Source organism: Microbacterium sp. NPDC060117, assembly GCF_042729315.1.
Lineage (GTDB): Bacteria > Actinomycetota > Actinomycetes > Actinomycetales > Microbacteriaceae > Microbacterium.
On record NZ_JBHWXR010000003.1, the window covers coordinates 481,570 to 507,463 of the forward strand.

Genomic DNA, 25,894 nt, shown 5'->3' on the forward strand with positions numbered 1-25,894 from the left:
TCGCTCACGTCATTCGAGCGTATCGCGAGCTCTCAGGGTGCGAGCGCGCCGATCGCCGCCGTATCCAGGGAGCACGACCTCCTTGTAGGTCGCGATCATCGCGAGCACTTCTTCCCGGTACCCCTCTCGCCACAGCGCGCCGCCGTAGAAACGGTCCTCCTCCTCGCGCTGCACGGGTGAGTCGAACGCGTGCATGAGCACGTAGGAGACGACGTCGTGCTCGCTCGGCGACGCGCGGACCACGCGGAACCCGGCATCCTCGACCTGCGGCCGGGCCTTGGTGCGGAAGCGGTCGTGGAACTGCACGCGCGCACCGGGATGCAGAACGTCAGAGCGGATCTCCGGCACCGGTATGACGGGCTCCGGGCTCGGTGGCGCGGACTATCGTCACCCTCGCACGACCGACAACGCGGATCCAGATCCCGCGGCGCCTCTGCCCCTTCGACAGGCTCAGGGAGCCCGCAGCGCCCTCGATAGCGTCGTCAGGCCTCATGGATGCGCCTTCTGAACAAAGACGCCCCGCACGAGGCGGGGCGTCGGGCCAGGCTGCACGGAACAACCTGGGGTGGTGGTTTCAGTATAGGTGGATCCGCCGACACAGGACCAGGGAGTCACGTCGGGCGTGTCCGGTCGCTCGCCTAAGCTGATCAAATGGAGCCGCCGGTGCCGGAGAAGCCTCTTGAGCGTTTGATCGTGTATGTAGACGGATTCAACCTCTATCACGGCATGCACGACGAATTCGGGCGCGCGGCGCACTGGTTGGATCTCGTCGCGCTTGCGCAGAGCTTCCGCCCGAAGCAGCGGCTAATGACGGTCAAGTACTTCAGCGCCCCTGTGCTCGACAACCCCGATGGGCAGAGTCGCCAGGCTCACTACATCGAAGCGCTCCGCGCGAAGTACCCGACGCAGTTCATTCCCATCATGGGGCGTTATCAGAAGAAGCAGATCTCATGCTTCAAATGCGGTCACACCCACCCGCACTATGAGGAGAAGGAGACCGACGTCAACATCGCCGTTTCGCTGGTGGCCGACGCAGCCCTCCACAACATGGACACGGCGATCCTCGTTAGCGCCGATAGCGACCTCGTTCCCGCGGTGAAAGCCGTCGGTACGATCGGTGCGAGACTGTTCGTCGCTGCCGCCTTTCCTCCGAATCGCGTGTCCAAGCATCTGAAGAACTTGATGCCCGCTTCATTCCACGTGGATCGCAAACGCATCAAGCGACTTCAGCTGCCAGACCGCTTCGAAGTCGACGGACAAGTCTTCCAGCGCCCCGCCTACTGGACCTGACCGTCGTCGGCCTTTTGATCGCCACTGAATCCGAGTCCCAGTGCGAGCCGCCGGGCGGGCCGATCAGCAACAACAGCGCCAGCACCCAGGCCGGTGCGAGAACAAGCGTACGGTGCGGCCCGGTACCAGGCGACATCGCGAACAGTCCGGGCGGGAGTGGCGAATACGTCTCTCCTCGAGTCGGGTGCTTCCAGCGTTAGGAGCGAGGGGGCGGCACCCACCTGCCTTAGACCTCCACCTTTCGCACGGCAACGCCCACCCTCGACACGTGGCTGCGTCGCCCCGTAGACTCGGCGGACGCCGGGATCGCCCCGGGATCCGAGGGAAGGAGCTGACGATGAACATCTCTGTTGTCGCGCCCTTCGCCGACCTTCTTCCCTGAGGCCGCCCGCCCGATCCTCGTCGTGAGCGGCCCCGACCCGGAGCCTCTCGTGATCCCTTCCTCCGCATCCTCGGATGCCTCTTCCCTGCTCGGCCCCGCCCCCTCGGGCAAGGCCGACTCCTTCTTCCTCTCCGCAGCCGACGACGACGATCTCGGCCTCGCCTTCGCCGACGTCGAGCTCGTCGACGGTCAGCGCTGGACCACCTGGCCTGCGGCGACGCCGACCGAGCGCGGGCCGGAACCGCGTCCCGCCTGGGTGGTGACGTCCGCCGGCGCGGTCGACACCGAGCTCGGCATCCTGAAGACCGGCAAGGAGGCGGACGTCTTCCTCCTCGAGCGCGCCGTGCCCGGCGATCCGGATCAGCGCAGCCTGCTCGCCGCCAAGCGGTACCGCGGTGCGGAGCATCGCTCGTTCCACCGCTCCGCGGTCTACACCGAGGGTCGCCGCACCCGCAACTCCCGGGACGCACGGGCGCTCGCCAAGAAGAGCGAGCACGGCCGCGAGGTCGCGGCGGCGCAGTGGTCGCTCGCCGAGTTCGACGCGCTGCGCCGGATGCACGAGCTCGGCGCGCCGGTGCCGTACCCCGTGCAGGTGAGCGGCACCGAGGTGCTCATGGAGTTCATCGGATCGCCGGACGGCGTCGGTGCTCCCCGCCTCGCCCAGGTGCGGCACGACCCGGCGCTGCTCGCCGACCTGTTCGCGCAGGTCGCCGAGCTCATGCGGACCTTCGCACGAGCGGGCCTCGCGCATGGCGACCTGTCCCCGTACAACCTGCTCGTGCACGACGGCCGGGTCGTGGTGATCGACCTGCCGCAGATCGTGGACACCGTGGCCAACCCGCAGGGCCTGGACCTGCTGCACCGCGACTGCGTCAACGTGTGCGACTGGTTCAGCCGGCAGCGCCTCGACGTCGACGCCGAGACCCTGTTCGGCGAGCTGGTGGCGGAGTCGTTCGGGTAGCCCGACGCTCGGGTGGCCGACGCTCGGGTGACGACGCGCGCTGCAGGCCGCCCCGCCCCGCGGGACGAGGCGGGACCACGAGGCCACGGGCGAAGCACGCCCGTGGCCTCAGGCGAGCAGCCGTCCCCAGCGCGCGTCGAGCAACGGGGATCCGGCCAGCTCCAGGCAGTGCCACAGCGTCACCGCGACGGAGTCGAGCACGGGAACGCCGGTGCGCGCCTCGACCTCCGCCGCGATCGGCGCGCCGTAGAGGTTGGTGCACAGGTAGACCAGCGCATCCGGGTGGGCCTCGGCCAGCGCGACCGACGGCTCCACCAGCGCCTCGGGACGCACCCGGCCGAACGACTCGTTGTCGCTCAGCCCGAGCGCCGTGTGCCCCGTGACCGCGACGCCGTTGTCGAGGTAGCGCGCCGCGACCTGCTCGTTCACATCGGCCGTGTAGGGCGTGAGCAGCCCGATGTCGGTGATCCCGAACCGCCGGAACGCCGCGAAGTACGCGAGGGTCGACGTCGTCGCCGGCACTCCGGTCGCACGGGTGATCTCAGCGGCGATCGCCTCGTCGTGCCCGACGCCGAGCCAGGATCCCGAGGTCCCGTTCCAGGCGATCACGTCCACATCGGCGGTGGCGAGCAGCTCCGCGGCCGCGCGCATCCCGGCGGCGTCGAACTGCTGGTCGGATCCGGCGTCGAGGGCGATGCGGGTCACCGGGATGCGGGCGGAGTGCACCGTCACGTCGTCGCGCTCGCCCAGGATCCGGTACGTCATCGGCTCCAGACAGGTGTTCGACGACGGGACGATCATCCCGATCCGGGTGGGCCGCGAGGCGGTCAGGACGTCCGGCACGGCGCTCATGCGCTCCTCCCTGCCAGCACGCGCTCGGCGCGCTTGCTCGACGGCACCGCCGGCTGCCGCTCGAGGAAGCGCCCGATCGCGCCGGGATCGTGGAAGCCGTCCTCGTCGAGGACGGTCCGACCCCCTGCGACGACGACCTGCGGCCAGCCCCGCAGCGTCTTCCCGTCGAACGGCGAGAAGTCGGTGCCCATGTGCAGCGCCGTTCCGTCGACACGTCGCTCCTCGGCGGGGTCGAAGATCACCAGGTCGGCATCGTGGCCGACCGCGATGCGTCCCTTGCCTCCCAGCGCATGGATGCGGGCGGGCGCCGCGGAGAACAGGTCCGCGAAGCGCTGCAGCACGGCGTCGGTGATCGGCGCCCCGTCGGTCAGGGCGGTGAACGCGGCGGGCATGCGCGTCTCCACCCCCGGCAGGCCGTGGGGCATCTGCCGGATGTCGTCGCGGCGTTCGCGCTTCTGACTGAGGTCGTAGCAGGAGTGGTCGCTGGCGACCGTGTCGACGGATCCGTCCGCGAACCGCTCGCGCAGGGCCGCGACCGTCGCCGCGTCCCGCATCGGCGGGCAGCAGGCGTACCACTCGGGGAAGCGCGACGCGTAGACGCCGTCGTCCAGCAGGAGGTAGTGCGGGCAGGTCTCGGAGTACGCCTCGACGCCGCGCAGGCGGGCATCCGCGACGAGGTCGACCGCACCGGGCGTGGACTGGTGCACGAAGTACACCGGCGTGCCGACGTACTCGGCCATGGCCAGCACCTCGCGCACCGAGGCCTCCTCGGCGAGTTCCGGACGGGTCTCGTGCAGGTGCTCGATGCCGATCTCGCCGCTGTCGGCGTGGTCCTGCGTGCAGTCGACGACGATCGCATCGTGCTCGGCGTGGATGATCGTCATCCCGCCGAGGCGCTTCATCTCCCTCATCACCTTCAGCACGGTGTCGTTGTCGCTCATGGTCGATCCGCGGTTGGTCATGTACATCTTCACCGAGCGGATTCCCATCGCGGCCAGCGCGTCCAGCTGCGCGGGCACCGTCTCATCCCATGCGACGACGGAGCCGTGCAGGGCGACGTCGCAGCGGGATGCCCTGGCCAGGTCGCGCTTGTTGCGCGCGGCCGCGAGGGGGCTCTCCGAGGGGTCCCGCGGGATGCCGAAGTCCATGATGGTGGTGGTGCCGCCCCAGAGCGCCGCGGCGCTGGTGACGGCGAAGTCGTCGAGGGTGCGGTACCGCCCGGTGATCTGCGCGACGTGGCAGTGCCCGTCGACTCCTCCGGGGATCACCGCCCGTCCGGCGGCGTCGATGACCCGGCCGGCGGCGGGAATCGGATCCGAGACGGCGAGGATCGCGTCGATCCTGCCGCCGGTGACGACGATGTGACCGGACGAGATGCCGTCCGCATTGACGATCCGGGCGTTCGCGATGACGAGGTCCGACATGATCAGTTCGCTCCTTCCGAGTTGTCCGTGGCGTTCTGCGCACGGTCGAACGCGCGATCCAGCGCAGGGCTGAGGCCCCGGCGGGGCTTGCGCGGCGGGGCAGCGAACGCGCCCGCCCTGTGCGTGCCGGAGGCGAGCCCGACCACCGCCTCCGCGAGTCGCACCCCGGCGCCGATGCCGTCGACGACCGGTACGGGGATCTGCCCGGCGACCTCCCGGGCAAGGCCGGCGAGGGGCGCGCCGGCGAGGATGATCACGTCCGCGCCGTCCTCGGCGACCGCGCGCTGCGCGAGCGCCACCAGTGTGGGGCCGAAGTCCTGCTGGATGCTGTCGATCCCGCCGAGCGCCTCGGTGATGGACCGGATCGAGGCGAGACGCCCGGCGAGACCGAAGCCCTCGACGCACTCGCGGTACCAGGCGGTGATCCGGTCCGAGATCGCGATGATCGAGAAGCGGTGGCCCTGCAGCGCCGCAGCGCACAGGGCGGCCTCGGTGATGCCGATCACCGGCACGTCCACGAGCTCCTTGAGCGCCGGCATGCCGGGATCGCCGAACGCGGCGACCACGACGCCGTCGACCTCACCCGCGTGCGCGGCGATCACCTCGGCCACGGCTCCCGCCGCGATCACCGACTCGAGCCGGGTCTCGATGTACCCCACACCGTAGGGCGCGGTGTGCACCTGCAGCTCGGTGTCGGGGCTCGCGGAGCGCTGCGCCTCGGCGCGGATGAGCTCCGTGACCGCCGAGCTCGTGTTGGGGTTGATGATCAGCAGTCTCATGTCGTCCTCCCTGCGGCCGACCCGGACTGCCGACGGCAGCTCACACGGTGTCGGGATACTGTTCGCGGTACTTGTCGATGTGGTGGGCGGATTGCGCCGCCGCCCGGTCGGGGTCGCCGCTGGCGATGGCCGTCAGCAGCAGCTGATGCTCCTCGACGAGCTCCGGCAGGTCGCGGACGTGGCGGAACAGCCAGTGCATCCGGCCCTGCAGCGGCTCCAACGCGGTGCGGAGGAAGTCGTTGTCCGCGATCCGGGTGACCTCGTCGTGGAACTCGCTGTTCAGCGTGTGGGTCTCGGCCAGGCTCCCCCGGGCCAGGGCGTCCTTCGTCCGGTCGACCAGGGCGGTCAGCCGGGCGATGTCGTCCGGGGTGGCACGCTCCGCCGCCAGCCGGCAGGCCAGTACTTCGAGCGCGATCCGCACGCTGAACAGGTCGTCCACCTGATCCGCATCGAGTGTCGCGACCACGGATCCCCGCGTCGCCGGCTCCGTGACCAGGCCCTCCTGCTGCAGCATCCGCAGCGCTTCGCGCACGGGAAGGCGCGACACGTTGAACTCGGCGGCGAGGTCCCGCTCCACCAGCCGGGATCCCGGCGTGTACTGCCCCTCGAAGATCCTGTTGCGGACGGTGTCCCTGATCACCTCGCGCAGCGGTTTGGCCCGCTGACCGGCTTCGACTGTCTGCACCACGGGGCTGCCCTCCGCCTTCTCCGATTCTGGGATCCCAGCCTAGCGACACCCCCCGTCCGTGAACCGGGGCGGAGTCCGATCCACGGACGAGGACGATCATGCGCGCACGAGCCGCTTGCTGTAGTCGAGCGCGAGCACCGAGACGCCCATCACGATCGCCGAGCCGACGAAGTAGAGCAGCGCCCAGGTGTAGCCACCCGTCGCCCCGACGATGAGGCCGACCGCGATCGGGGTGATGAAGCCGGCGACGTTTCCGCTGAGGTTCATCGCGCCGCCGAGCACCCCCGCGTTCTCACGGCCGCCCAGCGTGGCCGGCACGGCCCAGAACAGGCCGACCCAGCGCAGGAAGAAGAGCACCACCGAGAGCAGCACGACCGCGGTGATCGGGTCGCCGACGAGGGTCACTCCGACCAGGCCAGCGGTGACGATCAGCGCGGCGGCGCCGAGCATCGAGCGCATCACGAGGTTCGCGCTGTGCCCGCGGGAGCGGAGCTTGTCGGCGAGCAGGCCGCCCAGGATCTCCCCGACGAACCCGGCGCCGAAGATCACGAAGGTCGACCAGCCGACTGTCTTCAGGTCGAAGTGCTTGGCCTCGGAGAGGTACAGCGGGCCCCAGGTGAGCAGGCCGTAGAAGACGCCGTTGAAGCCCAGCCAGCCGAAGCACATCGCCCAGAACGAGCGGAAGCGCAGGTACTGCACCAGGCCCCGGCAGGTCGATACGGGGCCGGTGGCGGCCTCCTCGCGGTGCGAGTCCTCGATGTACTCGGCCTCGGCCGCGTTGACGGCCCGGTGCGCGCGGGGGTTGTCGCGCACGTACCACCAGATGAACAGACCGAGCACGACCGTCGCGATGCCGGCGATGATGAACGCGTAGCGCCAGGATCCGGTGCTCGCGATGAGCCAGGTGATCAGGATGCCGCCGATGCCCGCTCCCAGCGGGGCGCCGGCGTCGAGGATCGTCGCACCACGACCGCGCTCCTTGGAGTGCATCCAGAGGGCGTTCAGCTTGCCGCCCGCGGGCATCACGCCCGCCTCGGTGACGCCGATCGCGGAGCGCGCGATGAACATGCTGATGAAGTTGCCCGCCAGCCCCGAGGCGGCGGTCGCCGCGCCCCAGCCGACGCAGGAGGCCGTGACGACCTTGCGCGGACCGAAGCGGTCGATGAGGTAGCCGACCGGGACCTGCATGAGCGCGTAGGTCCAGAAGAACGCACTCAGAAGCAGTCCGACGAGCTCCGGCGAGAGGTTGAAGTCCTTCTGGATGACCGGGAGGGCGACGGAGATCGATCCCCGGTCGATGTAGTTCACCGTGACCAGGATCAGCAGGAGGAGGAAGAGCCTCCATCGAACCCGGGTGGGCTTGGCCTGGCTGCGGGGCGATGCACTGTTCTCGGCGGTTCGGTCCGCCGTGGCTTCGTTCTGAAGGGACACCTGGTCCTCCTTCACTTCGTCGGGAAGGCCGGCCGCGCCTGCGCGTCGACCGGAGTTTGGGATCCCACATTGGGATCCCAAACTGAGAATAGGAGGATCTGTTCACGACGTCAAGGCTTGGGATCCCAAAAAGTGCACCGCGTCCCCCGGGAGGAACGCGGTGCACTTCGGATCCCGCGGACGCGGCCGGTCGGCCGCGCCGGGTCACTTCCCGCCGGGCGGGCCGATCAGCAGCAGCACCGCGAACAGCACGGCAACCGCGGCGACGATGAGCAGCGCGAGCACCCACGGGCGGCGCAGGAACCAGCGCATCGTGCGGTCGTACCAGGCGGCATCGCGAGGGTCGTCGCTCTGCTCGAGGCGCCAGTCGCCGGCGAGGCGGCCGGTGCGGTGCAGCCAGATCTCTGCGGGGATCGTGGCGTAGGGCACGATCGCGCTGGCGATCGCGAGGATCGCGACGCCGACACCCCAGCGCTGGTGGAATGCCAGCAGCACGGCGGTGGCGCCGTAGGAGAGGAACACGAAGCCGTGGATGGAGCCGGCGATCGTGACCAGCACGGGAGGCAGGCCGGTGGCGCGGGCGATCAGGGCGCCGATCAGCAGGGTCCAGGTGATGGCCTCCGCGATCGCGAGCACGCGGAACAGGCGGGCAGGAGTGGTGAACACGTCTCTCCTCGGGTCGAGTACTCTCCAGCGTAAGGAGCCGGATCCGGTCACCGCCTCCCGCCGGCCTCCACCTTTCGGACGGTTTCGGGTTCGGCTCACCCGCCGCGAGCGGCCGCACCGGCGCGAGGCGGCCTGTCCGGTGCGGCGCCTTCCGCGCGATGTCACCGTGTGACGAGCGACCGGGGCGGCGGACACCGAGTCGGCCTACACTCCCCCCATGCCCCGCCCCGCGCTGCTCGCCGTCTCGCACGGCACCTCCGACGCCGCCGGCGCCGCCGCGATCGCACTGCTGGTGCGCCGGGTCGCCGAGCGGCTGCCGGACGTCGCCGTGCGCTCCGGCTTCGTCGACGTGCAGCAGCCCGACGCCCCCACGGCCCTCGCCGCGCTCGAGGGAGCCGTGGTCGTGGTGCCGCTGCTGCTGTCGCAGGGCTTCCACGTTCGGGTGGACCTGGGGCGGGCCGTTTCGGAGCACTCGGACGCAGTCGTCACGGATCCGCTCGGACCCGATCCGCGCCTCGCGAAGGTGCTCGCGCTCCGGATCGAGGACGCCGATGCGGCGGCGCACCCCGGGGGCGGCACCGATCGTCCGGTCGTGCTGGCGGTCGCGGGATCCCGGGATCCGCGTTCGCTTCCCGATGCCGAGGCGATGGCCGCACTGCTGAGCGAGGAGCTCGGACGCGCCGTCGTGCCCGCCTACCTCGCTGCGCGAGAGCCGAGCCTGACCGCGGCGCGGGCACTCCACCCCGATGCCGCCGTCGCGACCTACCTGCTCGCGCACGGCTACTTCTTCGATGTGGCCGAACGCGTCGCCGGATCCGCGCTGCTCACCGAGCCGCTGCTCGACGGCGGGGAGCCGCCCGCGCCGCTCGTGGATCTCGTCGTGGACCGCTATCTCGCGGGCGAGGCCGAGCTCAGGCAGCTCCGAGGGCACTGAGCGGCGGCGTGCCGCTTCGCTCACCGCGACCGCCCGGTCCCCCGGCGAGCTGTTCCCGCTCCGTTCACGCCGTGTCCACTCACGCCGCCACCTCGAGCGCGAAGGTGGATACGGCGTCGGCGCCGACGCCCCGAACCAAGGAGACCGCATGCCCCTCCCCCGCACTCTGATGGCGGCGACGGCCGCCGCTCTCGCCCTCGTCGCGGCGAGCAGCGCCCCCGCCTTCGCCGCTGAGACGCCCGGTCACGACGTGCCCGGCCAGGACAAGGCCGGCCACTACTCGTTCGCCGTGATCGGCGACGTCCCGTACGGCGCCGCCCAGCAGGCGCTGTTCCCGCAGTGGATCCAGGAGATCAACGCCGCGGATCCGGCGATGACGTTCCACGTCGGCGACATCAAGAACGGGTCGACCCGCTGCGACGACGCGCTGTACCAGCAGATCAAGGGCGATTTCGACACCTTCGCCAATCCGCTGATCTACACCCCGGGCGACAACGAGTGGACCGACTGCCACCGTGCGAACAACGGCGCGTACAACCCGCTCGAGCGCCTCGCCTACGATCGCTCGGTGTTCTTCGCGAACCCCGGTGTCTCCCTCGGGCAGAAGCCCGTGAAGGTCGATGCGCAGACGGCGGCCGGCTTCCCGGAGAACGTGTCCCTGCGCCGCGACGGCGTCGACTTCGCCGTGGTGCACGTGGTCGGCAGCGACGACGGCGTCCAGCCGTGGGCGGGCCTCGGCGACACGACCGCCCGGCCCGAGCAGCTCGCCGCGGAGCAGGCGCGCATGGCGAACGCGATCTCGCTCGTGAAGAGCACCTTCGCCACGGCGAAGCAGAAGCACGACCGCGCGGTGATGGTGCTGCTGCAGGCCGACATGTTCGACCCGACCTACACCCCCGCCTGGACGGACATCTCGGCGTTCCAGCCGCTCGTGCAGACCCTGGTGGACGAGTCGAGCGCCTTCGACGGCGAGGTCTACCTGATCAACGGCGACAGCCACGTCTTCAACGACGACCGGCCGCTCGCGGCGGGCTCGCCGTGGCTGGCGACCTACGGCGTCACCGGCGCAGCCGACAACCTCACGCGCCTGACGGTCGACGGATCCTCGAACAACAAGGACTGGCTGCGCGTCACGATCAACAGGCCCGGCGCCGACCAGGTGCTGAGCTGGGAGCGCGTGCCGTACCTCGCGCACTGATCCGTATCGCGCTCGAGGACTCCGCCCGCGCTCGCGCTCGGGCGGAGTCCTCGCGTTCCGGAGGAGGCATTCGCGGATCCGCTCCGCCCGTGGCTGCGTTCTCCTCCCGAGCGTGCGGGCGACCGGATCCCCCGCCCGAAAGCCGCACCGCGGGCGCTCCATTGAACAGCATCCTCCCCGGAGGAAACTGGACCATGTCGAACAATGACGCTCCGTGTCGGCGCCGCCGACACACACGAGCGTCCGAGCGGATCCGCACGTAGCTTGTCCGCATGCCTCCCGAAGCGATCGCCCCTGTGCGCGGTGCCCGCACCCGCACCGCCCGCGTGCCCACCAAGCCGCACGGCCAGTGGGCCGTCGACGGCACGGAGCCGCTGAACGGCAACGAGGAGTTCAAGCTCGCCGACAACGGCCTGAACGTGCGCGAGCGGATCGAGAACGAGTACGCGAAGGGCGGGTTCGCGTCGATCGACCCGACCGACCTGCACGGCCGCTTCCGCTGGTGGGGGCTGTACACGCAGCGCAAGCCCGGGATCGACGGCGGTCGCACGGCCCAGCTCGAGCCGCACGAGCTCGAGGACGAGTACTTCATGCTGCGCGTCCGCATCGACGGCGGACAGCTCACGACCGCGCAGCTGCGCGTGATCGGCGGGATCTCGACCGAGTTCGCCCGCGACACCGCCGACCTCACCGACCGGCAGAACATCCAGCTGCACTGGATCCGCGTCGAGGACGTGCCCGAGATCTGGCGCCGCCTCGAGGACGTCGAGCTCAGCACCACCGAGGCCTGCGGCGACGTGCCGCGCGTGATCCTGGGATCCCCGGTCGCCGGCATCGCCGCGGACGAGATCATCGACCCCACCCCGCAGATCTTCGAGATCGCCGAGCGGTTCATCGGCGACGAGACGCTCGCGAACCTTCCGCGCAAGTACAAGACCGCGATCACCGGGCACCCCAGCCAGGACGTCGTGCACGAGATCAACGACTGCGCGTTCGTCGCCTTCGAGCACCCCGAGCTGGGCATCGGCTACGACCTCTGGGTCGGCGGCGCCCTGTCCACCGTCCCCCGTCTCGGCGAGCGCCTCGGCGCGTTCGTCACGCCCGACCGCGTCGCCGAGGTCTGGCACGGGGTCACCCGGCTGTTCCGCGACTACGGCTACCGGCGACTGCGCAACAAGGCGCGGCTGAAGTTCCTGCTCGCCGACTGGGGCACCGAGAAGTTCCGCGAGGTGCTTGAGACCGAGTACCTCGATACGCCGCTGCCCGATGGCCCCGCCGCTCCGAAGCCGGTCGGCCGGGGCGACCACGTGGGCGTGCACCGCCAGAAGGACGGCCTGTTCTACGTGGGCGCGGCACCGGCCGTCGGGCGAGTCTCCGGCTCGGCGCTGACCGCTCTCGCCGATCTCGCCGAGGAGCACGGATCCACCCGGATCCGCACCACGCCGTACCAGAAGCTGCTCGTGCTCGACGTCGCCGAGGAACGGGTCGAGTCGCTCGTCACGGGCCTGTCGAAGCTCGGTCTCGAGGCCCGTCCGAGTCTGTTCCGCCGCGGCACGATCGCCTGCACCGGCATCGAGTTCTGCAAGCTCGCGATCGTGGAGACCAAGGTCAACGCGGCCCAAGCGATCACGCAGCTCGAGGAGCGCCTCGGCGCCCTGGAGCCCGAGATCGGCCGCCCGATCACCCTGCACGTCAACGGCTGCCCGAACTCCTGCGCGCGGATCCAGACCGCCGACATCGGGCTCAAGGGTCAGCTCGTCATGATCGACGGCGAGCAGGTGCCCGGCTACCAGGTGCACCTCGGCGGCGGCCTCGCCAACGCGGACCGCGAGGAGGCGGGCCTTGGCCGCACCGTCCGCGGCCTGAAGGTGCCGGCGGACGGCATCGCCGACTACGCCGAGCGCGTGATCCGCCGCTACCTCCAGGACCGCACCGGAGCGGACGAGACCTTCGCGGTCTGGGCGCATCGCGCCGACGAGGAGGCCCTGCAGTGAGCACCGTGGCGTCGCGACCGGAGGATGCGCGTCCCGAATCGCCGACGTTGTCCCCTTCCGCCGAGGAGATCCACGGATCCGTCCGCGATGCGGGACAGGCTCGACAGAACGGGACGCCTGTCGGACTCGACCTGCGCCCGGCCCGCCGCTCGCTCGACGAACTGCGAGCACTCGCCGAGCGCGGCGCCGCGGAGCTGCGCAGCGGATCCGCCGACGAGGCCTCGCCCGCCGAGGTCGTCGCCTGGGTCGCGGCGAACGTCTCGCCGCGCCTCGCCGCCGTCGCCTGCTCGATGGCCGACGCTGCACTGCCGCACCTCGTGGCCGAGGCGATCCCTGGCGTCGACGTGCTGTTCCTCGACACGGGCTACCACTTCCTCGAGACGACCTTCACCCGCGACGAGGTCGCGCGCACGCTCGACGTGCGCATCGTCGACGTCAAGCCCGCGCAGACCGTGCGCGAGCAGGACGCCGCCCACGGCACTGATCTCTACAAGACGGATCCGGCGCGATGCTGCGAACTGCGCAAGGTCGCCCCGCTGCACCAGGCGCTCGGCGGCTACGAGGTCTGGTTCACCGGCGTGCGCCGCGAAGAGGCGCCCACCCGGGCGAACACGCCCCTGATCACGTTCGACGAGCGCAACGGACTCATCAAGGTGAACCCCGTCGCGGCGTGGTCGTTCGACGACCTCATCGACTACGCCACCGCGAACGAGGTGGTGGTGAACCCCCTCGTCGCCAACGGCTACCCCTCGATCGGCTGCGCGCCGTGCACCAAGCCCGTCGCCGCGGGCGAAGACCCCCGCTCCGGCCGCTGGGCCGGACTCGCCAAGACCGAATGCGGACTCCACGTATGAGCATCATCGACACTCTGCCCGCGCGCGCCGACGCCGACGCCGGCTCCCTGACCGGGCTCGACCTGCTCGAGGCCGAAGCTATCCACATCATCCGCGAGGTGGTGGCCGAGTTCGAGCGCCCCGTGCTGCTGTTCTCGGGCGGCAAGGACTCCGTGCTCGTGCTGCACCTCGCCGCGCGCGCCTTCGCACCGGGCCGGATCCCCTTCCCGGTGCTGCACGTCGACACCGGGCACAACTTCGACGAGGTCATCCGGTTCCGCGACGAGACGGTCGAACGCCTCGGGCTCACGCTCGAGGTCGCCCGCGTGCAGGACTACATCGACGACGGCCGGCTCGCCGAGCGCCCCGACGGCACCCGCAACGTGCTGCAGACCCAGCCGCTGCTCGACGCGATCGCCGCGGGGAAGCACGACGCCGTCTTCGGCGGCGCACGCCGTGACGAGGACAAGGCGCGCGCCAAGGAGCGGATCATCTCGCTGCGCGACGAGTTCGGGCAGTGGGATCCGCGCAACCAGCGCCCGGAGCTGTGGAGCCTCTACAACGGCCGGCACACCCCGGGCAAGCATGTGCGGGCGTTCCCGATCTCGAACTGGACCGAGCTCGACGTCTGGCGCTACATCGCCCGCGAGCGCATCGCCCTGCCGCCCCTGTACCTGGCGCACGAGCGCGACGTGTTCCGCCGCGACGGCATGTGGTGGGCCGTGAACGAGCACGCCCAGCCTCGCGAGAGCGAGCAGGTCGAGCGCCGTGTGGTCCGCTACCGCACGGTCGGCGACGCCAGCTGCACCGGCGCGGTCACCTCCGACGCGACGACCGTCGACCAGGTGGTCGCCGAGGTCGCCCGTTCCACGCTCACCGAGCGCGGCGCCACGCGCGCCGACGACCGGATCAGCGAGGCCGCCATGGAGGACCGCAAGAAGAACGGATACTTCTGATGAGCACGATCGACGTTTCGTCCCGGTCGGCTGCGCCGTCCTCGCTCCGCGGCCCCGAGGGGGCGGGCGCGCTGCTCCGCGACACCACGCTGTTCCGCTTCGCGACGGCCGGATCCGTCGACGACGGCAAGTCGACCCTGGTCGGCCGGCTGCTGCACGACGCGAAGGCGATCCTCGCCGACCAGCTCGAGCAGGTCGCGCGCACCTCGGCCGACCGCGGCTTCGCGCACGGCGAGTTCGACTTCGCCCTGCTCACCGACGGCCTGCGCGCCGAGCGCGAGCAGGGCATCACGATCGACGTCGCCTACCGCTACTTCGCGACCGACGCGCGCAGCTTCATCCTCGCCGACTGCCCCGGTCACGTGCAGTACACCCGCAACATGGTCACTGGATCCGCGACGGCCGACGCCGTGGTCGTGCTCATCGACGCGCGCAAGGGCGTGGTCGAACAGACCCGGCGGCACCTCGCCGTGGTGTCGCTGCTGCGTGTGCCGCACGTCGTGATCGCCGTGAACAAGATCGACCTCACCGGTTTCGACGAGGAGCGGTTCCGCGCCGTCGAGGAGCAGGCCCTCGCCGTCGCGGCCGAGCTCGGCCTCATCGACACGCATGTGATCCCGGTCTCCGCGCTCGAGGGCGACAACATCGTCGATCGGTCGGCGCGCACCTCCTGGTACGACGGTCCGACCCTGCGCGAACTGCTCGAGACCCTCCCCGCCCGCCAGGCCGAGGAGGATGCCGCGTTCCGCCTTCCCGTGCAGACCGTGATCCGCCCGCAGGGAGGCATCTCCGCGCTGATCGACGGCGCCGAGGCCGACGCGCTGCGCGACTACCGCGGGTTCGCCGGGCGAGTGTCGAGCGGATCCGTCCGGGTCGGCGACCGCGTGCAGGTCTTCCCCGGCGGGTACGAGACGACCGTGACGGGGATCCGCGTCGCCGGCCGGGTGGCGGAGACCGCGCACACCGCGCAGTCGATCGCCGTGACCCTCGCCGACGAGGTGGACGCCGCCCGCGGCGCCCTCATCGCGACGGTCGGCACCGTGCCGAGCGGGCACACCGAGGCCGAGGTCGAGATCTTCCAGCTCGACGTGCGCGCGATCACCCCGGGTACCCGCGTGCTCGCCAAGCACGGCACCGCCACGGTGCAGGCGATCGTGACCGAGGTGCTCTCGCGCCGCGACCTGGACACGCTCGCGCTCGAGGACGCGGCCGAGCTGGCCGTGAACGAGATCGGCCGCGTGCGGATCCGCTTCGCGTCCGCTCTGCCCCTGGAGCCCTACGCCGATGACCGGGAGGGCGGCGCGCTGCTGCTCATCCACCCGGTCGACGGGGCGACGCTGGCCGCCGCCACCGTCGTCGCCGCCGGCTGACCACACCCCCGGTCCCTGAGCCTGTCGAAGGGACCAGCCCCGGACCTCGGTCATTTCGACAGGCTCAATGACCGACCTTGACCCCCACCCAAGAAACGCCCTAAGGAGGCGACAGTGAATCGCAAGACCCGCATCAGCACGGCCCTCACCTCTCTCGGACTCGCGATGGCGATGCTCGCCGGCTGCGCCTCCGGCCAGGCTGCGGCCTCAGGCCCGTCCGCCTCCCCGACGCACGACGACCTCGCGGAGCTGCACCTGGGCTACTTCGCCACGGTCACGCACACCCCGGCCCTCATCGGCCTGCAGGAGGGCCTGATCCAGAAGGAGCTCGGCGCGACCCAGCTCAAGACCGAGGTGTTCAACGCGGGACCCGCGGCCATCGAGGCGCTCACCGCGGGCGCGATCGACGCGGCCTACATCGGCCCGAACCCGGCGATCAACTCGTTCATCAAATCGGGCGGCGCCTCCGTGCGCGTGATCGCCGGCGCGACCAGCGGCGGCGCGGCTCTCGTGGTGCGCGACGGCATCACCAGCGCCGCAGACCTCAAGGGCAAGACCCTGGCCACACCGCAGCTCGGCAACACGCAGGACGTGGCACTGCGCACCTGGCTCTCCTCGAAGGGGCTGAAGACCAGCGTCACGGGCGGCGGCGATGTGACCATCACGCCGACCGAGAACGCGCAGACCCTGACGCTCTTCAAGAACGGACAGGTCGACGGCGCCTGGGTTCCCGAGCCGTGGGCCTCGCGTCTGGTCGTCGAGGCCGGCGGGCACGTCCTGCAGGACGAGCGCGACCTGTGGCCCGGCGGAACCTTCCCGACCACGGTCCTGCTGGTCAGCAAGGACTTCGCCGACAAGCACCCCGGCGCCGTGAAGGAGCTGGTGGCGGGTCACCTCGACTCCCTGGACTGGATCGCGAAGCACAAGACCGAACTGCCCGGTGCGGTCAACGACGCGCTCAAGGCCGCGACCGGCAAGCCGCTCTCGGACGCGGTGCTGACCAAGGCGCTCAGCACGGTGTCGTTCTCGGCCGATCCGAACGCGAAGGCCTTCGCGACGCTCGTGAAGAACGGTGTCACGGCGGGCACGCAGACGAAGGGCTCGATCGACGGCCTGTTCGACCTCACCGCGCTGAACGCGGCTCTCAAGGAGCGCGACGAGGCCGCGGTCGACGACGGCGGGCTGGGAACGAAGAAATGACCGCCCCGCTCGCGCCGAGCTTCGACGGGGTCACCCCGGTCCTGCCCGCACCGGATCCGGTGGATCCGGCCGTGCGCCTCGCGCACGTGACCAAGCGGTACGGATCCGGCCCCGTCGTGCTCGACGACGTCTCGCTCGACATCGCGCCGGGAGAGTTCGTCTGCCTGCTCGGCGCGAGCGGCTGCGGCAAGTCCACCCTGCTGAACCTCATCGCCGGCCTCGAGCCGCTGACCTCGGGCTCGCTGACGGCTCCGGACGAGGGCGCGGCCGTGATGTTCCAGGACGCGGCCCTCATGCCGTGGCTGAGCGCCCGACGCAACGTCGAGCTCGCCCTGCGTCTGCGCGGGGTGCCGCGCGCGGAGCGCCGGGCCGAGGCGCTGCGCCTGCTCGGGATCGTGAACCTCGCCGACGCCGCGGACAAGCGCCCGCACGAGCTCTCCGGCGGCATGCGGCAGCGCGTCGCGCTCGCCCGCGCCCTTGCCCAGGACCGGCCGGTGCTGCTCATGGACGAGCCGTTCGCCGCGCTCGACGCGATCACCCGCGACCTGCTGCACGAGGTGCTGGAGAACGTGTGGCGCGAGACCGGCCGCACCATCGTCTTCGTGACGCACAACGTGCGCGAGGCGGCCCGCCTCGGTGAGCGCGTGGTGCTGCTCGGCAGCCGCCCGGGCCGGATCTCGCGCGAGTGGCGCGTCGCCCGCACCCGCGGCCGCCGCATCGAATCGCCCGAGGTGTCGGCGCTGGCCGCCGAAATCACCGTCGAGCTGCGGAAGGAGATCCGCCGCAATGCCGACTGAGAAGACTCTCCCTGTCGCTGAGCTTGTCGAAGCGACCTCCCCGAGTACCGGACACGCCCCTTCGACAAGCTCAGGGACCGGGCGGAAGGCCGCCGACGAGCTGTCCCGCCTCGAAGCCGGCCTCGACCGCCTGCAGACGACCGAGATCGGATCCGGATCCGGTCTGCGCAAGCGCTTCGGCACGATCCTGCCGCCCGTCATCCTGCTCGTGCTGCTCGTCGCCGCCTGGCAGCTGTACGTGATGATCGCGCGTCCGCGACCCGACAAGGCGCCCGGTCCGCTCGACGTGCTCGGCGCGTTCGGCGACGCGTGGGCGTCCGGCCGTCTGCAGGAGTCGGTGGCCACGAGCCTCGAGCGCGGCCTCATCGGCTTCGTCATCGCGATCGTCATCGGCACCCCGATCGGCCTGTTGCTGGCCGAGTGGAAGCTGCTGCGCCGGGCCGCCGGGCCGCTCATCTCCGGGCTCATGGTGCTGCCGAGCGTGGCCTGGGTGCCCGCCGCGATCATCTGGTTCGGGCTGACGGACGCGACCGCGTACTTCGTGATCCTGATGGGCGCCGTGCCCTCGATCGTGAACGGGCTGCTCTCCGGCATCGACCAGGTGCCTCCGCAGCTGCGCCGTGTGGGCACCGTGCTCGGCGCGAGCCGCTGGCAGGCTGCCACCGCGATCGTGCTGCCCGCCGCACTCCCCGGCTATCTCGGCGGCATCAAGCAGGGCTGGGCGTTCTCCTGGCGCTCGCTCATGGCCGCGGAGATCATCACCACGGGCGGCACTCTCGGCTTCGGCCTCGGCACGATGCTGGACCAGGCTCGGCAGCTCGCCGATCTGCCCGGGGTCCTCTCCACCATCCTGCTGATCCTCGCGATCGGCATCCTCATCGAGCTGGCGCTGTTCGCGCCGCTCGAGCGCGCCGTGCTGCGCCGGCGCGGACTTCTGCTCGGAGGCGCATGATGACCAACGGAACCGTCACCCTCGTCGGGGCCGGCCCCGGCGACGCCGGCCTGCTCACGATCCGCGGCCTGCGCGCCCTCGAGCGCGCCGACGTGATCGTCGCCGACCGTCTGGGCGCACGCGCCGTACTCGACCAGCTCGCCGCGGAGGGCGTCGTGCTCACCGCCGAGGTGATCGACGTCGGCAAGACCCCGGGGCACCACCCCGTGCCGCAGCACGAGATCAACGCCCTGCTGGTGCGGCATGCGCGCGCCGGCCGGGAGGTCGTGCGCCTCAAGGGCGGCGACCCGTTCGTGCTCGGCCGCGGCCGCGAGGAGGCGCTGTACTGCGAGGCCGAAGGCATCGCAGTACAGGTCGTGCCGGGCATCACCAGCGCCATCTCGGTGCCCGCCGTCGCCGGCATCCCGCTCACCCACCGCGGTGTCGCCACGGCCTTCACCGTCGCGAGCGGGCACGACCCGATCGAGCAGCTGTCCGGCGGATCCGACCACACGGTGGTGCTGCTCATGGGCATCGGCACGCTCGCGCACACCGCGGCGATCCTCGCCCGCGGTGACCGCGGGGCGGACTGCCCCGTCGCGATCGTCGAGGACGGCTACGGATCCGGCGAGCGCGTCACGATCGCGACCCTCGGCACGGTCGCCGCCGTCGCCGCGGTGCGCCAGGTGCGCAACCCCGCCGTCGTCGTCGTCGGCGACGTGGTGCGGCTGAGCCCGCACGCCGCCCCCTCCCAGACCGAACCCTTCCGCCTGGGGTCGTTGAGCGAGGACGCGCGCAGCGCGACCGAGACGAAACGCGGCGCCCTGCGCCCCCCTCGCCCCACCAGCGAGACAGCAACGGCGTCTCGAAACAGCACGATTGTCGTGCAGTCTCGCGACGAAGATGCAGTCTCGCGCGCAGAGGCGCCGGTGCTGGCCCTCTCCTCCACCCGATCCGACCGAAAGACCCTGCAGCCGTGACCGACCTTCACCCCTCCGCCCCGCTCCGCGTCGCGATCGTCGGCGCAGGCCCCGCCGGGATCTACGCCGGCAACATCCTCGCGAACGCCGTGGCAGCCCGTGCCGACGGCAGCACGTTCCGCACCGTCGAGATCGACCTGTTCGAGTCGCTCCCCGCGCCCTACGGACTGATCCGCTACGGCGTCGCCCCCGACCATCCGCGCATCAAGGGCATCGTGAACTCCCTGCACGAGATGCTCGACGCTCAGGGCGTCGACGCCGATCGTCGCACCATCCGCTTCCTCGGCAACATCGAGGTCGGCCGCGATGTGTCGGTCGACGAGCTGCAGGCCCGCTACCACGCCGTGGTACTCGCGACGGGCGCGATCCGCGACGCCGCCCTGCGCATCCCCGGCGTCGACCTGCCCGGCTCCTATGGCGCCGCCGACTTCGTCTCGTGGTTCGACGGCCACCCCGACGTGCCCCGCACCTGGCCGCTCGTGGACGAGCAGGTCGCGGTGATCGGCAACGGCAACGTCGCGCTCGACGTCGCCCGCATCCTCGCCAAGCTGCCGGAGAACCTGCGCAGCACCGAGGTGCCGGACAACGTGCTCGCGGGGCTCGAGGCCTCCGCCGTCACCGACGTGCACGTGTTCGGCCGCCGCGGGCCCGCCGACATCAAGTTCACCCCGATCGAGCTCCGCGAGCTCGGCGAGGTCGCCGGGGTCGACATCATCGTCGACGACGCCGACTTCGCGGGCGTGGATCCGGCCTCGGCGCCGAACAACCAGCTGAAGATCATGCTGCGCACGCTGAACGCGTGGCGCGACCGCCCGGAGAACCGCGGCGAGAGCACGGGCGCGACCCGCCGCCTGCACCTGCACTTCTGGCACGCGCCGGTGGAGATCGTCGGATCCGACCGCGTCGAGAAGGTGCGCTTCGAGCGCACGGCTCCGGCCGAGGACGGATCCGTCTCGGGCACCGGCGAGTTCGTCGAGTACCCGATCACGGCCGTGTACCGCGCGGTGGGCTACTTCGGTTCGCCGATCGTCGACGCCCCCTTCGACGCGCAGCGCGGCGTGGTGCCGAACGAGGCCGGCCGCGTCGACGACACGACGGGCCTGTACGCGACCGGCTGGATCAAGCGCGGTCCGGTGGGCCTCATCGGGCACACCAAGTCGGACGCGACCGAGACCATCGCGAACCTGCTCGAGGACGCCGAGGCCGGCCTTCTCGCGGACCCGACCGAGACGGCGGACGTCCTCGACCTGCTCGCCGAGCGCGAGGTCGAGGTGACCACGTGGGACGGGTGGCTCGAGCTCGACGCGCACGAGCGCGCCCTGGGCGCCGCGCACGAGCACACCCGCGAGCGGGTCAAGGTCGTGCCGCGCGAGGAGCAGGTCGAGATCTCGCGCAGCACGACGCTCTCGAGCACCGGGGCGCTCGCCCGATGACCTACGTGATCGCGCTGCCCTGCGTGGATGTGAAGGACCGCGCGTGCATCGACGAATGCCCGGTGGACTGCATCTACGAGGGTGAGCGCTCCCTCTACATCCACCCCGACGAGTGCGTCGACTGCGGCGCCTGCGAGCCGGTCTGCCCGGTCGAGGCAATCTACTACGAGGACGACCTGCCCGACGAGTGGACCGACTACTACACGGCGAACGTCGCGTTCTTCGACGAGATCGGGTCCCCGGGCGGAGCCGCCAAGGTCGGGCCCTATGCCTTCGACCACCCCGTCATCGCCGCGCTCCCGCCCCAGGCCGACGGACATGACTGAGGCGCCACTCGGATCCGGTCCCGAATCGCAGAACCTGTCCCGCATCGCCGACGGATCCGCCCGATACCTCGGTGGTACGGGACATCGTCGGCGGAACGGGACGCGCGAGGAGGCGAGCTCATGACCGGCACGATCGACGATCCCTACGACGTGCTCATCGTGGGCGGGGGCCCGGCCGGGCTCTCGGCCGCGCTGAACCTCGCCCGCTCACTCGCGCGCGTGCTCGTGGTCGACGCAGATCGGCCGCGCAACGCCGCGACCCTCATCTCGCACGGCTTCCTCACCCGCGACGGCATCCCCCCGCACGAGCTGCGGCGGATCGCGCGGGAAGAGCTCGCCGCCTACCCGAACGTCACGATCCGCACTCGCGAGCGGGTGTTCCAGATCGAGGCCGACGGATCCGGCTTCGTCGCCGGGATCGGCCGTCGCACACCCGAGACGCAGGTCGCCGCTCATCGCGTGCTCCTCGCCACGGGGCTGCGCGAGACGCTGCCCGAGGTGCCGAACCTGCGCGGCTTCTACGGCGTGAGCCTGTTCAGCTGCGCGGCCTGCGACGCCTGGGAACTGCAGGACCGCCCGCTCGCCCTCATCGGCGAGACGACTGATCTCGCCGCCCGCGCCCGGCTCATCGCACGGTGGACGAAGCGGCTCACGGTCTTCACGAACGGCGCCGACACCGTGGACACGGCAGAGGAGGCCGAGCTCGCGGCCGCGGGGATCGCGGTCGAGCGCAGCCCGATCGCCGAGCTGCACGGGGAGCGCGGGGCGCTCACCGGCATCCGTCTGGTCGACGGATCCGTGCACGCGGTCGAGGGCGGCTTCGTGCGCCCGGAGTGGGAGACCGACCTCTCGTTCCTGCCCGCGCTCTCACCCGACCTCGACGCGCACGGCCACCTCGCGGCCGACCGTGCGGGCCGCACCAGCGTGCCAGGGCTGTACGCCGCGGGCGACGTCGCCTCCCCTGGGCCACAGCAACTCATCGTCGCCGCCGGCGCCGGGGCGCGGGTGGCCGCCGTGATGATCCACGACTCGATCGGCGTCGCGACGGCGCACTGACGCGCCCGGGGTCGGAACGTGCGCTCGTCGCGCCGTGCGCGTCGTCGCGCCGTGCGCGTTCGGGAGGAGTTCCCTCGACCGGGAGGACGGATCTGGGGATCCACTCCTCCCGAGCGCGAGATCTCCTCCCGAGCGCGCTGGTCGGCAGTGCGACCCCGGCCCCGCTCAGCCGGCAGCACGGCGTCGGGGATCCGGTCAGGGAGCGTCGTTAACCTGTGCGCATGAGAGCCCGTCGCGGTATCGCCGTCGCCGCCGTCGCCCTGCTCGCGGTGCTGACCGCGGGGTGCACGGCCCCACCCGATCCGAAGGCATGGCTTCTCGAACCGGTGCCGTTCGCGCCGGGAGGAGAGGCCCCGGTCGATGTCGCGTATGCGCAGGACCAGCTCGTCCCGGACGGTGCCGGCGGATTCTGGGGCGCGTCCGGCACGACCTGGCGGCATGTCGACGCCGCAGGCACGACGCTCGCGCACTTCAACATCGACATCTCGGAGCTCGGCGCGCGGATGCCACTGCTCGCACCGCTGTCGACGACGGAGCTTCTCGTCGCGGATCGGTTCGGGGCACGATTGGGGATCCGCGACAACGCCGCGGGAACGACGCGCGCGCTCGGGTCCCTCTTCCCCGATGGCAGGTATGCGCCGATCGCCGCGATCGACTCTCGAGGCCGCGTCGCGTACGTGGCCCTGCTGCGGCCGGCCACGCCCGATGCGCCGAGGACCCTCACGCTCGAGATCGTCCGCCTCGATGTGGACGACGGCACCCGGGCGGTGCTGCACACCGAGCCGATCACGATCCTGCCGCCGAACAGCTCCGACTCGGGGCCGCAGGTGCGGCTCGACGTTCAGGAGGACGGCTCGATCCTGCTCCTGACGCCGACGGGGCTCGCTCTGCTCGCACCCGACGGATCCGTGCGCTCGCGCATCGCCTCCGACCAGCCGATGTCGGCGCTCGCTCTCGGCGCCGGGAGCGAGGTGCTGTGGTGGGGCGGATCCGTCACGGGGCCTCCGTCCGCGACGCGTGCGTCCGCCGCGCCGGTCCGCGTGGAGGTGCGCGGTGGCTCGGCCGAGGCGCGCGCCTCGATCGAGCGCCATTCGACCTGCGACGACGGCCGCACGCTGCGCCTGGTCTCGACCGGCGGCGGCACGCTGCAGACCACAGCACGGCTGCCGTTCCTCTGCGATGGGCGTGCGGGCGTGTGGACGGGATCCGCGTGGATCGTCTCGATCGGCGGGGAGGGCGACGGCGTGCTGGTGCGGGTCACTCCGCCACGTACGGGAGGCTGACGTCGCCTGTCAGGCGGAGGCCTTCGTCAGCGTCACCCGCGCCCTACGGCATCGAGCAGCGCGACGAGCGGATCCGGGATCCGGTCCGCCGGCAGGGCTGCGACGACGTCGGCCGCGAAGCGGGTCTTTCGACCGCTCGCGGTGCCGGCGAAGCGATGCAGCTGCGCCTCAATCGAGCGGACCCTCTGCGCGGGCTGCCCCTGGAAGACGCGGAACAGGGCGAGCTCTCCCCGTGCGGCGAGCGTCTCCAGCACCCGCTCAGGGCCGCCCGCGCGGATCACCTCGTCCTCGAGATCCCGCTCGCAGCCGAAGAACCCCACCCGAGCGATGACGGCCGGATCCGTCTCGCCGTCGGCCAGCAGCCCGCCGGCCACGAGCGCTCCGAGCACGTAGCGCAGCTCGGCGGCGTCGTAGAGCCCGAGCACCGGCACGGCCGGGTCCCGTCGCTCCAGCCAGGACCGCAGGTTCGTGATGCCGCCGAGAGAGACGACGTCCGCGCGGAGGTCGTCCCCGCGGACGCGCGCGGCGGCGAGCAGCGCGAGGCGGTCGCTCTCGCCCTCCACGACCACGACGGACGGCTCCATCCCCCGACGCTACCGGGCGAGGGACGGCCACGGCGGCGCGGATCGCGCATCGGCGCGCCGCTACCTCTCGTTCACCCCCACCCACGAGACTTCCTGCATGAGCAACGGCGATCATCCCGAACCCCAGGCGACCGCGAACAGCGGAGCCGTGGCGGTGGTGGGCCTGGACCTGCGCGGGGACGAGCCGGCGCCGAAGAAGCAGATCTACTCCTGGGCCCTCTGGGACTGGGCGACGCAGCCGTTCCACTCGGTGATCCTGACCTTCATCTTCACGGCGCTGTACCTGACGTCCGACGCGTTCCTGCCGGCCGACCTCGCCTCGCTCGCGGACAAGGATCCGGCCAAGGTCGCGGGGATCGCCGAGCTCACGAGCGGCCTCGGGCTCGGCGGCACCGTCGCCGGCTTCGCCATCCTGCTGCTTGCGCCGGTGCTCGGCCAGCGCGCCGACGCGGCAGGCCGGCAGAAGCTGTGGCTCGGGATCGGCACCGGCGCCCTGATCCTGTGCATGCTCGGGCTCTGGTTCGTCACGCCGACGCCCGCGCTGTTCTGGCTGGGAGTCGCCCTGATCTCCGCCGGCGTCGTGTTCAGCGAGATCGCCTCGGTGAATTCGAACGCGATGCTCATCTCGATCGCGAGTCCCAAGACGGTCGGACGGATCTCGGGTCTCGGCTGGGGCTTCGGCTATCTGGGCGGCATCGTGGCGCTCGTGCTGGTGATCGTGTTCTACATGGCGGACTGGTTCGGTCTCTCCGCGGACGGCGGACTGCCGTTCCGCATCATCGCCGTCGGCTGCGCGGTGTGGGCGATCGGGTTCTCGATCCCCATCTTCCTGAACGTGCCGGAGCCGTCGCTGGGCCGGGCCGATCGGAAGGTGGGCTTCTTCGCCTCCTACGTCCTGCTCGTGAAGGACGTCATCGGCCTGTATCGGAACCCCAGCACCCGCACCACGTTCTGGTTCCTCGTCGCGAGCGCGGTGTTCCGCGATGGCCTGGGCGCCGTCTTCACGTTCGGCGCCGTCATCGCCAGCACGGTCTTCGGCTTCAAGTTCATCGAGCTCGTGATCTTCGGCGTCGCGGCGAACCTCATCGCCGGGGTGTCCACGATCCTCGCCGGGCGTCTCGACGACCGCTGGGGCCCGAAACGACTGATCATCATCTCGCTCGCCTGCATGTGCGTCGCGGGCACCGCGGTGTTCGCCCTGGTCGACACCGGGCGGATCGCCTACTGGATCGGCGGCCTGATCCTGTGCGCCTTCGTCGGACCGGCGCAGTCCGCGGGTCGGTCGTTCCTGGCCCGGGTCACGCCCGCCGGCCGCGAAGGAGAGGTCTTCGGGCTCTACGCGACGACCGGCCGCGCGGCGAGCTGGATCGCCCAGGGCGCCTGGACGCTGCTCATCATCCTGACGGGCAACACGAAGTTCGGGATCCTCGGGATCGTCGCGGTCCTGCTCGCCGGGCTCCTGCTGCTCCTGCCGGTCAAGGAGGCGCGGCGGAGCGTCCACCTGTCGCACTAGCCCGGTTCCGCGGCGTCGCGCCCGCGCCCGGTC

At 71.2% G+C, this 25,894-nt stretch carries 25 protein-coding genes; 17 read left to right on the forward strand and 8 right to left on the reverse strand.

Going from position 1 to position 25,894, the window contains the following annotated elements; translation table 11 throughout:
• Positions 1-9 precede the first annotated feature (9 nt).
• The gene (locus ACFWCK_RS13935; protein ID WP_378806401.1) at positions 10-306 is read right to left on the reverse strand and encodes a hypothetical protein; all 297 of its coding nucleotides are present in this window, start codon (positions 304-306) and stop codon (positions 10-12) included.
• Between the two features lie 345 nt (positions 307-651).
• Here ACFWCK_RS13935 and ACFWCK_RS13940 point away from each other — a divergent pair, with 345 nt between their 5' ends.
• Both ACFWCK_RS13940 and ACFWCK_RS13945 read left to right on the forward strand, forming a co-directional pair.
• Entirely contained in the window at positions 652-1,290 is a 639-nt protein-coding gene (locus tag ACFWCK_RS13940) for an NYN domain-containing protein (protein WP_378806402.1), read from the forward strand.
• Positions 1,291-1,640: 350 nt separating this feature from the next.
• On the forward strand, positions 1,641-2,633 hold the full coding sequence (locus ACFWCK_RS13945; RefSeq protein ID WP_378806403.1) for a serine protein kinase RIO: 993 nt from the start codon (positions 1,641-1,643) through the stop codon (positions 2,631-2,633).
• 108 nt (positions 2,634-2,741) lie between these two features.
• Here ACFWCK_RS13945 and ACFWCK_RS13950 read toward each other — a convergent pair whose 3' ends face one another.
• The 6 genes from ACFWCK_RS13950 to ACFWCK_RS13975 all read right to left on the reverse strand — a co-directional run bounded on the left by ACFWCK_RS13950 (position 2,742) and on the right by ACFWCK_RS13975 (position 8,473).
• The gene (locus tag ACFWCK_RS13950) at positions 2,742-3,485 is read right to left on the reverse strand and encodes an aspartate/glutamate racemase family protein (protein ID WP_378806404.1); all 744 of its coding nucleotides are present in this window, start codon (positions 3,483-3,485) and stop codon (positions 2,742-2,744) included.
• The gene (locus ACFWCK_RS13955) at positions 3,482-4,909 is read right to left on the reverse strand and encodes a dihydroorotase family protein (RefSeq protein ID WP_378806405.1); all 1,428 of its coding nucleotides are present in this window, start codon (positions 4,907-4,909) and stop codon (positions 3,482-3,484) included. Before ACFWCK_RS13955 ends, ACFWCK_RS13950 begins: the two co-directional genes overlap by 4 nt.
• Before the next feature lie 2 nt (positions 4,910-4,911).
• A complete protein-coding gene (locus ACFWCK_RS13960) occupies positions 4,912-5,688 on the reverse strand; it encodes an aspartate/glutamate racemase family protein (RefSeq protein WP_378806406.1) in 777 nt (258 codons plus the stop codon).
• Between the two features lie 40 nt (positions 5,689-5,728).
• Positions 5,729-6,376 carry a GntR family transcriptional regulator gene (locus ACFWCK_RS13965; RefSeq protein WP_378806407.1) on the reverse strand — a complete coding sequence of 216 codons (648 nt, stop codon included), beginning with the start codon at positions 6,374-6,376 and terminating at the stop codon, positions 5,729-5,731.
• Positions 6,377-6,472: 96 nt separating this feature from the next.
• On the reverse strand, positions 6,473-7,807 hold the full coding sequence (locus ACFWCK_RS13970; RefSeq protein WP_378806408.1) for an MFS transporter: 1,335 nt from the start codon (positions 7,805-7,807) through the stop codon (positions 6,473-6,475).
• 204 nt (positions 7,808-8,011) lie between these two features.
• Positions 8,012-8,473, reverse strand: coding sequence for a DUF3817 domain-containing protein (locus tag ACFWCK_RS13975; RefSeq protein ID WP_233311871.1), 462 nt, complete (start codon positions 8,471-8,473; stop codon positions 8,012-8,014).
• Positions 8,474-8,690: 217 nt separating this feature from the next.
• Between ACFWCK_RS13975 and ACFWCK_RS13980 the strand changes: the two genes are divergently transcribed.
• From ACFWCK_RS13980 to ACFWCK_RS14045, 14 genes are all read left to right on the forward strand, one after another.
• Complete coding sequence (locus tag ACFWCK_RS13980; protein ID WP_378806409.1) at positions 8,691-9,407, forward strand: sirohydrochlorin chelatase; 717 nt, start codon at positions 8,691-8,693, stop codon at positions 9,405-9,407.
• A gap of 148 nt (positions 9,408-9,555) precedes the next feature.
• Entirely contained in the window at positions 9,556-10,605 is a 1,050-nt protein-coding gene (locus tag ACFWCK_RS13985) for a hypothetical protein (RefSeq protein ID WP_378806410.1), read from the forward strand.
• A gap of 272 nt (positions 10,606-10,877) precedes the next feature.
• Positions 10,878-12,599 carry a nitrite/sulfite reductase gene (locus ACFWCK_RS13990; protein ID WP_378806411.1) on the forward strand — a complete coding sequence of 574 codons (1,722 nt, stop codon included), beginning with the start codon at positions 10,878-10,880 and terminating at the stop codon, positions 12,597-12,599.
• Positions 12,600-12,730: 131 nt separating this feature from the next.
• Positions 12,731-13,453, forward strand: a complete 723-nt coding sequence (locus tag ACFWCK_RS13995; RefSeq protein ID WP_233311913.1) for a phosphoadenylyl-sulfate reductase — start codon at positions 12,731-12,733, stop codon at positions 13,451-13,453.
• Positions 13,450-14,388, forward strand: coding sequence for a sulfate adenylyltransferase subunit CysD (gene cysD, locus ACFWCK_RS14000; protein ID WP_233311876.1), 939 nt, complete (start codon positions 13,450-13,452; stop codon positions 14,386-14,388). The genes ACFWCK_RS13995 and cysD overlap by 4 nt, the downstream gene beginning before the upstream one ends.
• The gene (locus tag ACFWCK_RS14005) at positions 14,388-15,758 is read left to right on the forward strand and encodes a sulfate adenylyltransferase subunit 1 (RefSeq protein WP_378806412.1); all 1,371 of its coding nucleotides are present in this window, start codon (positions 14,388-14,390) and stop codon (positions 15,756-15,758) included. Before cysD ends, ACFWCK_RS14005 begins: the two co-directional genes overlap by 1 nt.
• 114 nt (positions 15,759-15,872) lie before the next feature.
• A complete protein-coding gene (locus ACFWCK_RS14010) occupies positions 15,873-16,958 on the forward strand; it encodes an ABC transporter substrate-binding protein (RefSeq protein WP_378806413.1) in 1,086 nt (361 codons plus the stop codon).
• Positions 16,955-17,755 (forward strand): ABC transporter ATP-binding protein, encoded by an 801-nt coding sequence (locus ACFWCK_RS14015; protein ID WP_378806414.1) that lies wholly within the window; start codon positions 16,955-16,957, stop codon positions 17,753-17,755. The genes ACFWCK_RS14010 and ACFWCK_RS14015 overlap by 4 nt, the downstream gene beginning before the upstream one ends.
• Entirely contained in the window at positions 17,745-18,707 is a 963-nt protein-coding gene (locus ACFWCK_RS14020) for an ABC transporter permease (RefSeq protein ID WP_378806415.1), read from the forward strand. Before ACFWCK_RS14015 ends, ACFWCK_RS14020 begins: the two co-directional genes overlap by 11 nt.
• On the forward strand, positions 18,707-19,666 hold the full coding sequence (gene cobA, locus ACFWCK_RS14025; RefSeq protein WP_378806416.1) for a uroporphyrinogen-III C-methyltransferase: 960 nt from the start codon (positions 18,707-18,709) through the stop codon (positions 19,664-19,666). The genes ACFWCK_RS14020 and cobA overlap by 1 nt, the downstream gene beginning before the upstream one ends.
• Positions 19,663-21,099 (forward strand): FAD-dependent oxidoreductase, encoded by a 1,437-nt coding sequence (locus ACFWCK_RS14030; RefSeq protein ID WP_378806417.1) that lies wholly within the window; start codon positions 19,663-19,665, stop codon positions 21,097-21,099. The genes cobA and ACFWCK_RS14030 overlap by 4 nt, the downstream gene beginning before the upstream one ends.
• A complete protein-coding gene (gene fdxA / locus ACFWCK_RS14035; protein WP_233311884.1) occupies positions 21,096-21,425 on the forward strand; it encodes a ferredoxin in 330 nt (109 codons plus the stop codon). The genes ACFWCK_RS14030 and fdxA overlap by 4 nt, the downstream gene beginning before the upstream one ends.
• Before the next feature lie 120 nt (positions 21,426-21,545).
• Positions 21,546-22,481: an NAD(P)/FAD-dependent oxidoreductase gene (locus ACFWCK_RS14040; RefSeq protein ID WP_378806419.1), complete on the forward strand. Its 936-nt coding sequence runs from the start codon at positions 21,546-21,548 to the stop codon at positions 22,479-22,481.
• Positions 22,482-22,702: 221 nt separating this feature from the next.
• Positions 22,703-23,764 carry a hypothetical protein gene (locus ACFWCK_RS14045; protein WP_378806420.1) on the forward strand — a complete coding sequence of 354 codons (1,062 nt, stop codon included), beginning with the start codon at positions 22,703-22,705 and terminating at the stop codon, positions 23,762-23,764.
• A gap of 32 nt (positions 23,765-23,796) precedes the next feature.
• Here ACFWCK_RS14045 and ACFWCK_RS14050 read toward each other — a convergent pair whose 3' ends face one another.
• On the reverse strand, positions 23,797-24,348 hold the full coding sequence (locus ACFWCK_RS14050; protein ID WP_378806421.1) for an ATP-dependent endonuclease: 552 nt from the start codon (positions 24,346-24,348) through the stop codon (positions 23,797-23,799).
• Positions 24,349-24,445: 97 nt separating this feature from the next.
• Between ACFWCK_RS14050 and ACFWCK_RS14055 the strand changes: the two genes are divergently transcribed.
• The gene (locus ACFWCK_RS14055; RefSeq protein ID WP_378806422.1) at positions 24,446-25,861 is read left to right on the forward strand and encodes an MFS transporter; all 1,416 of its coding nucleotides are present in this window, start codon (positions 24,446-24,448) and stop codon (positions 25,859-25,861) included.
• Positions 25,862-25,894 lie beyond the last annotated feature (33 nt).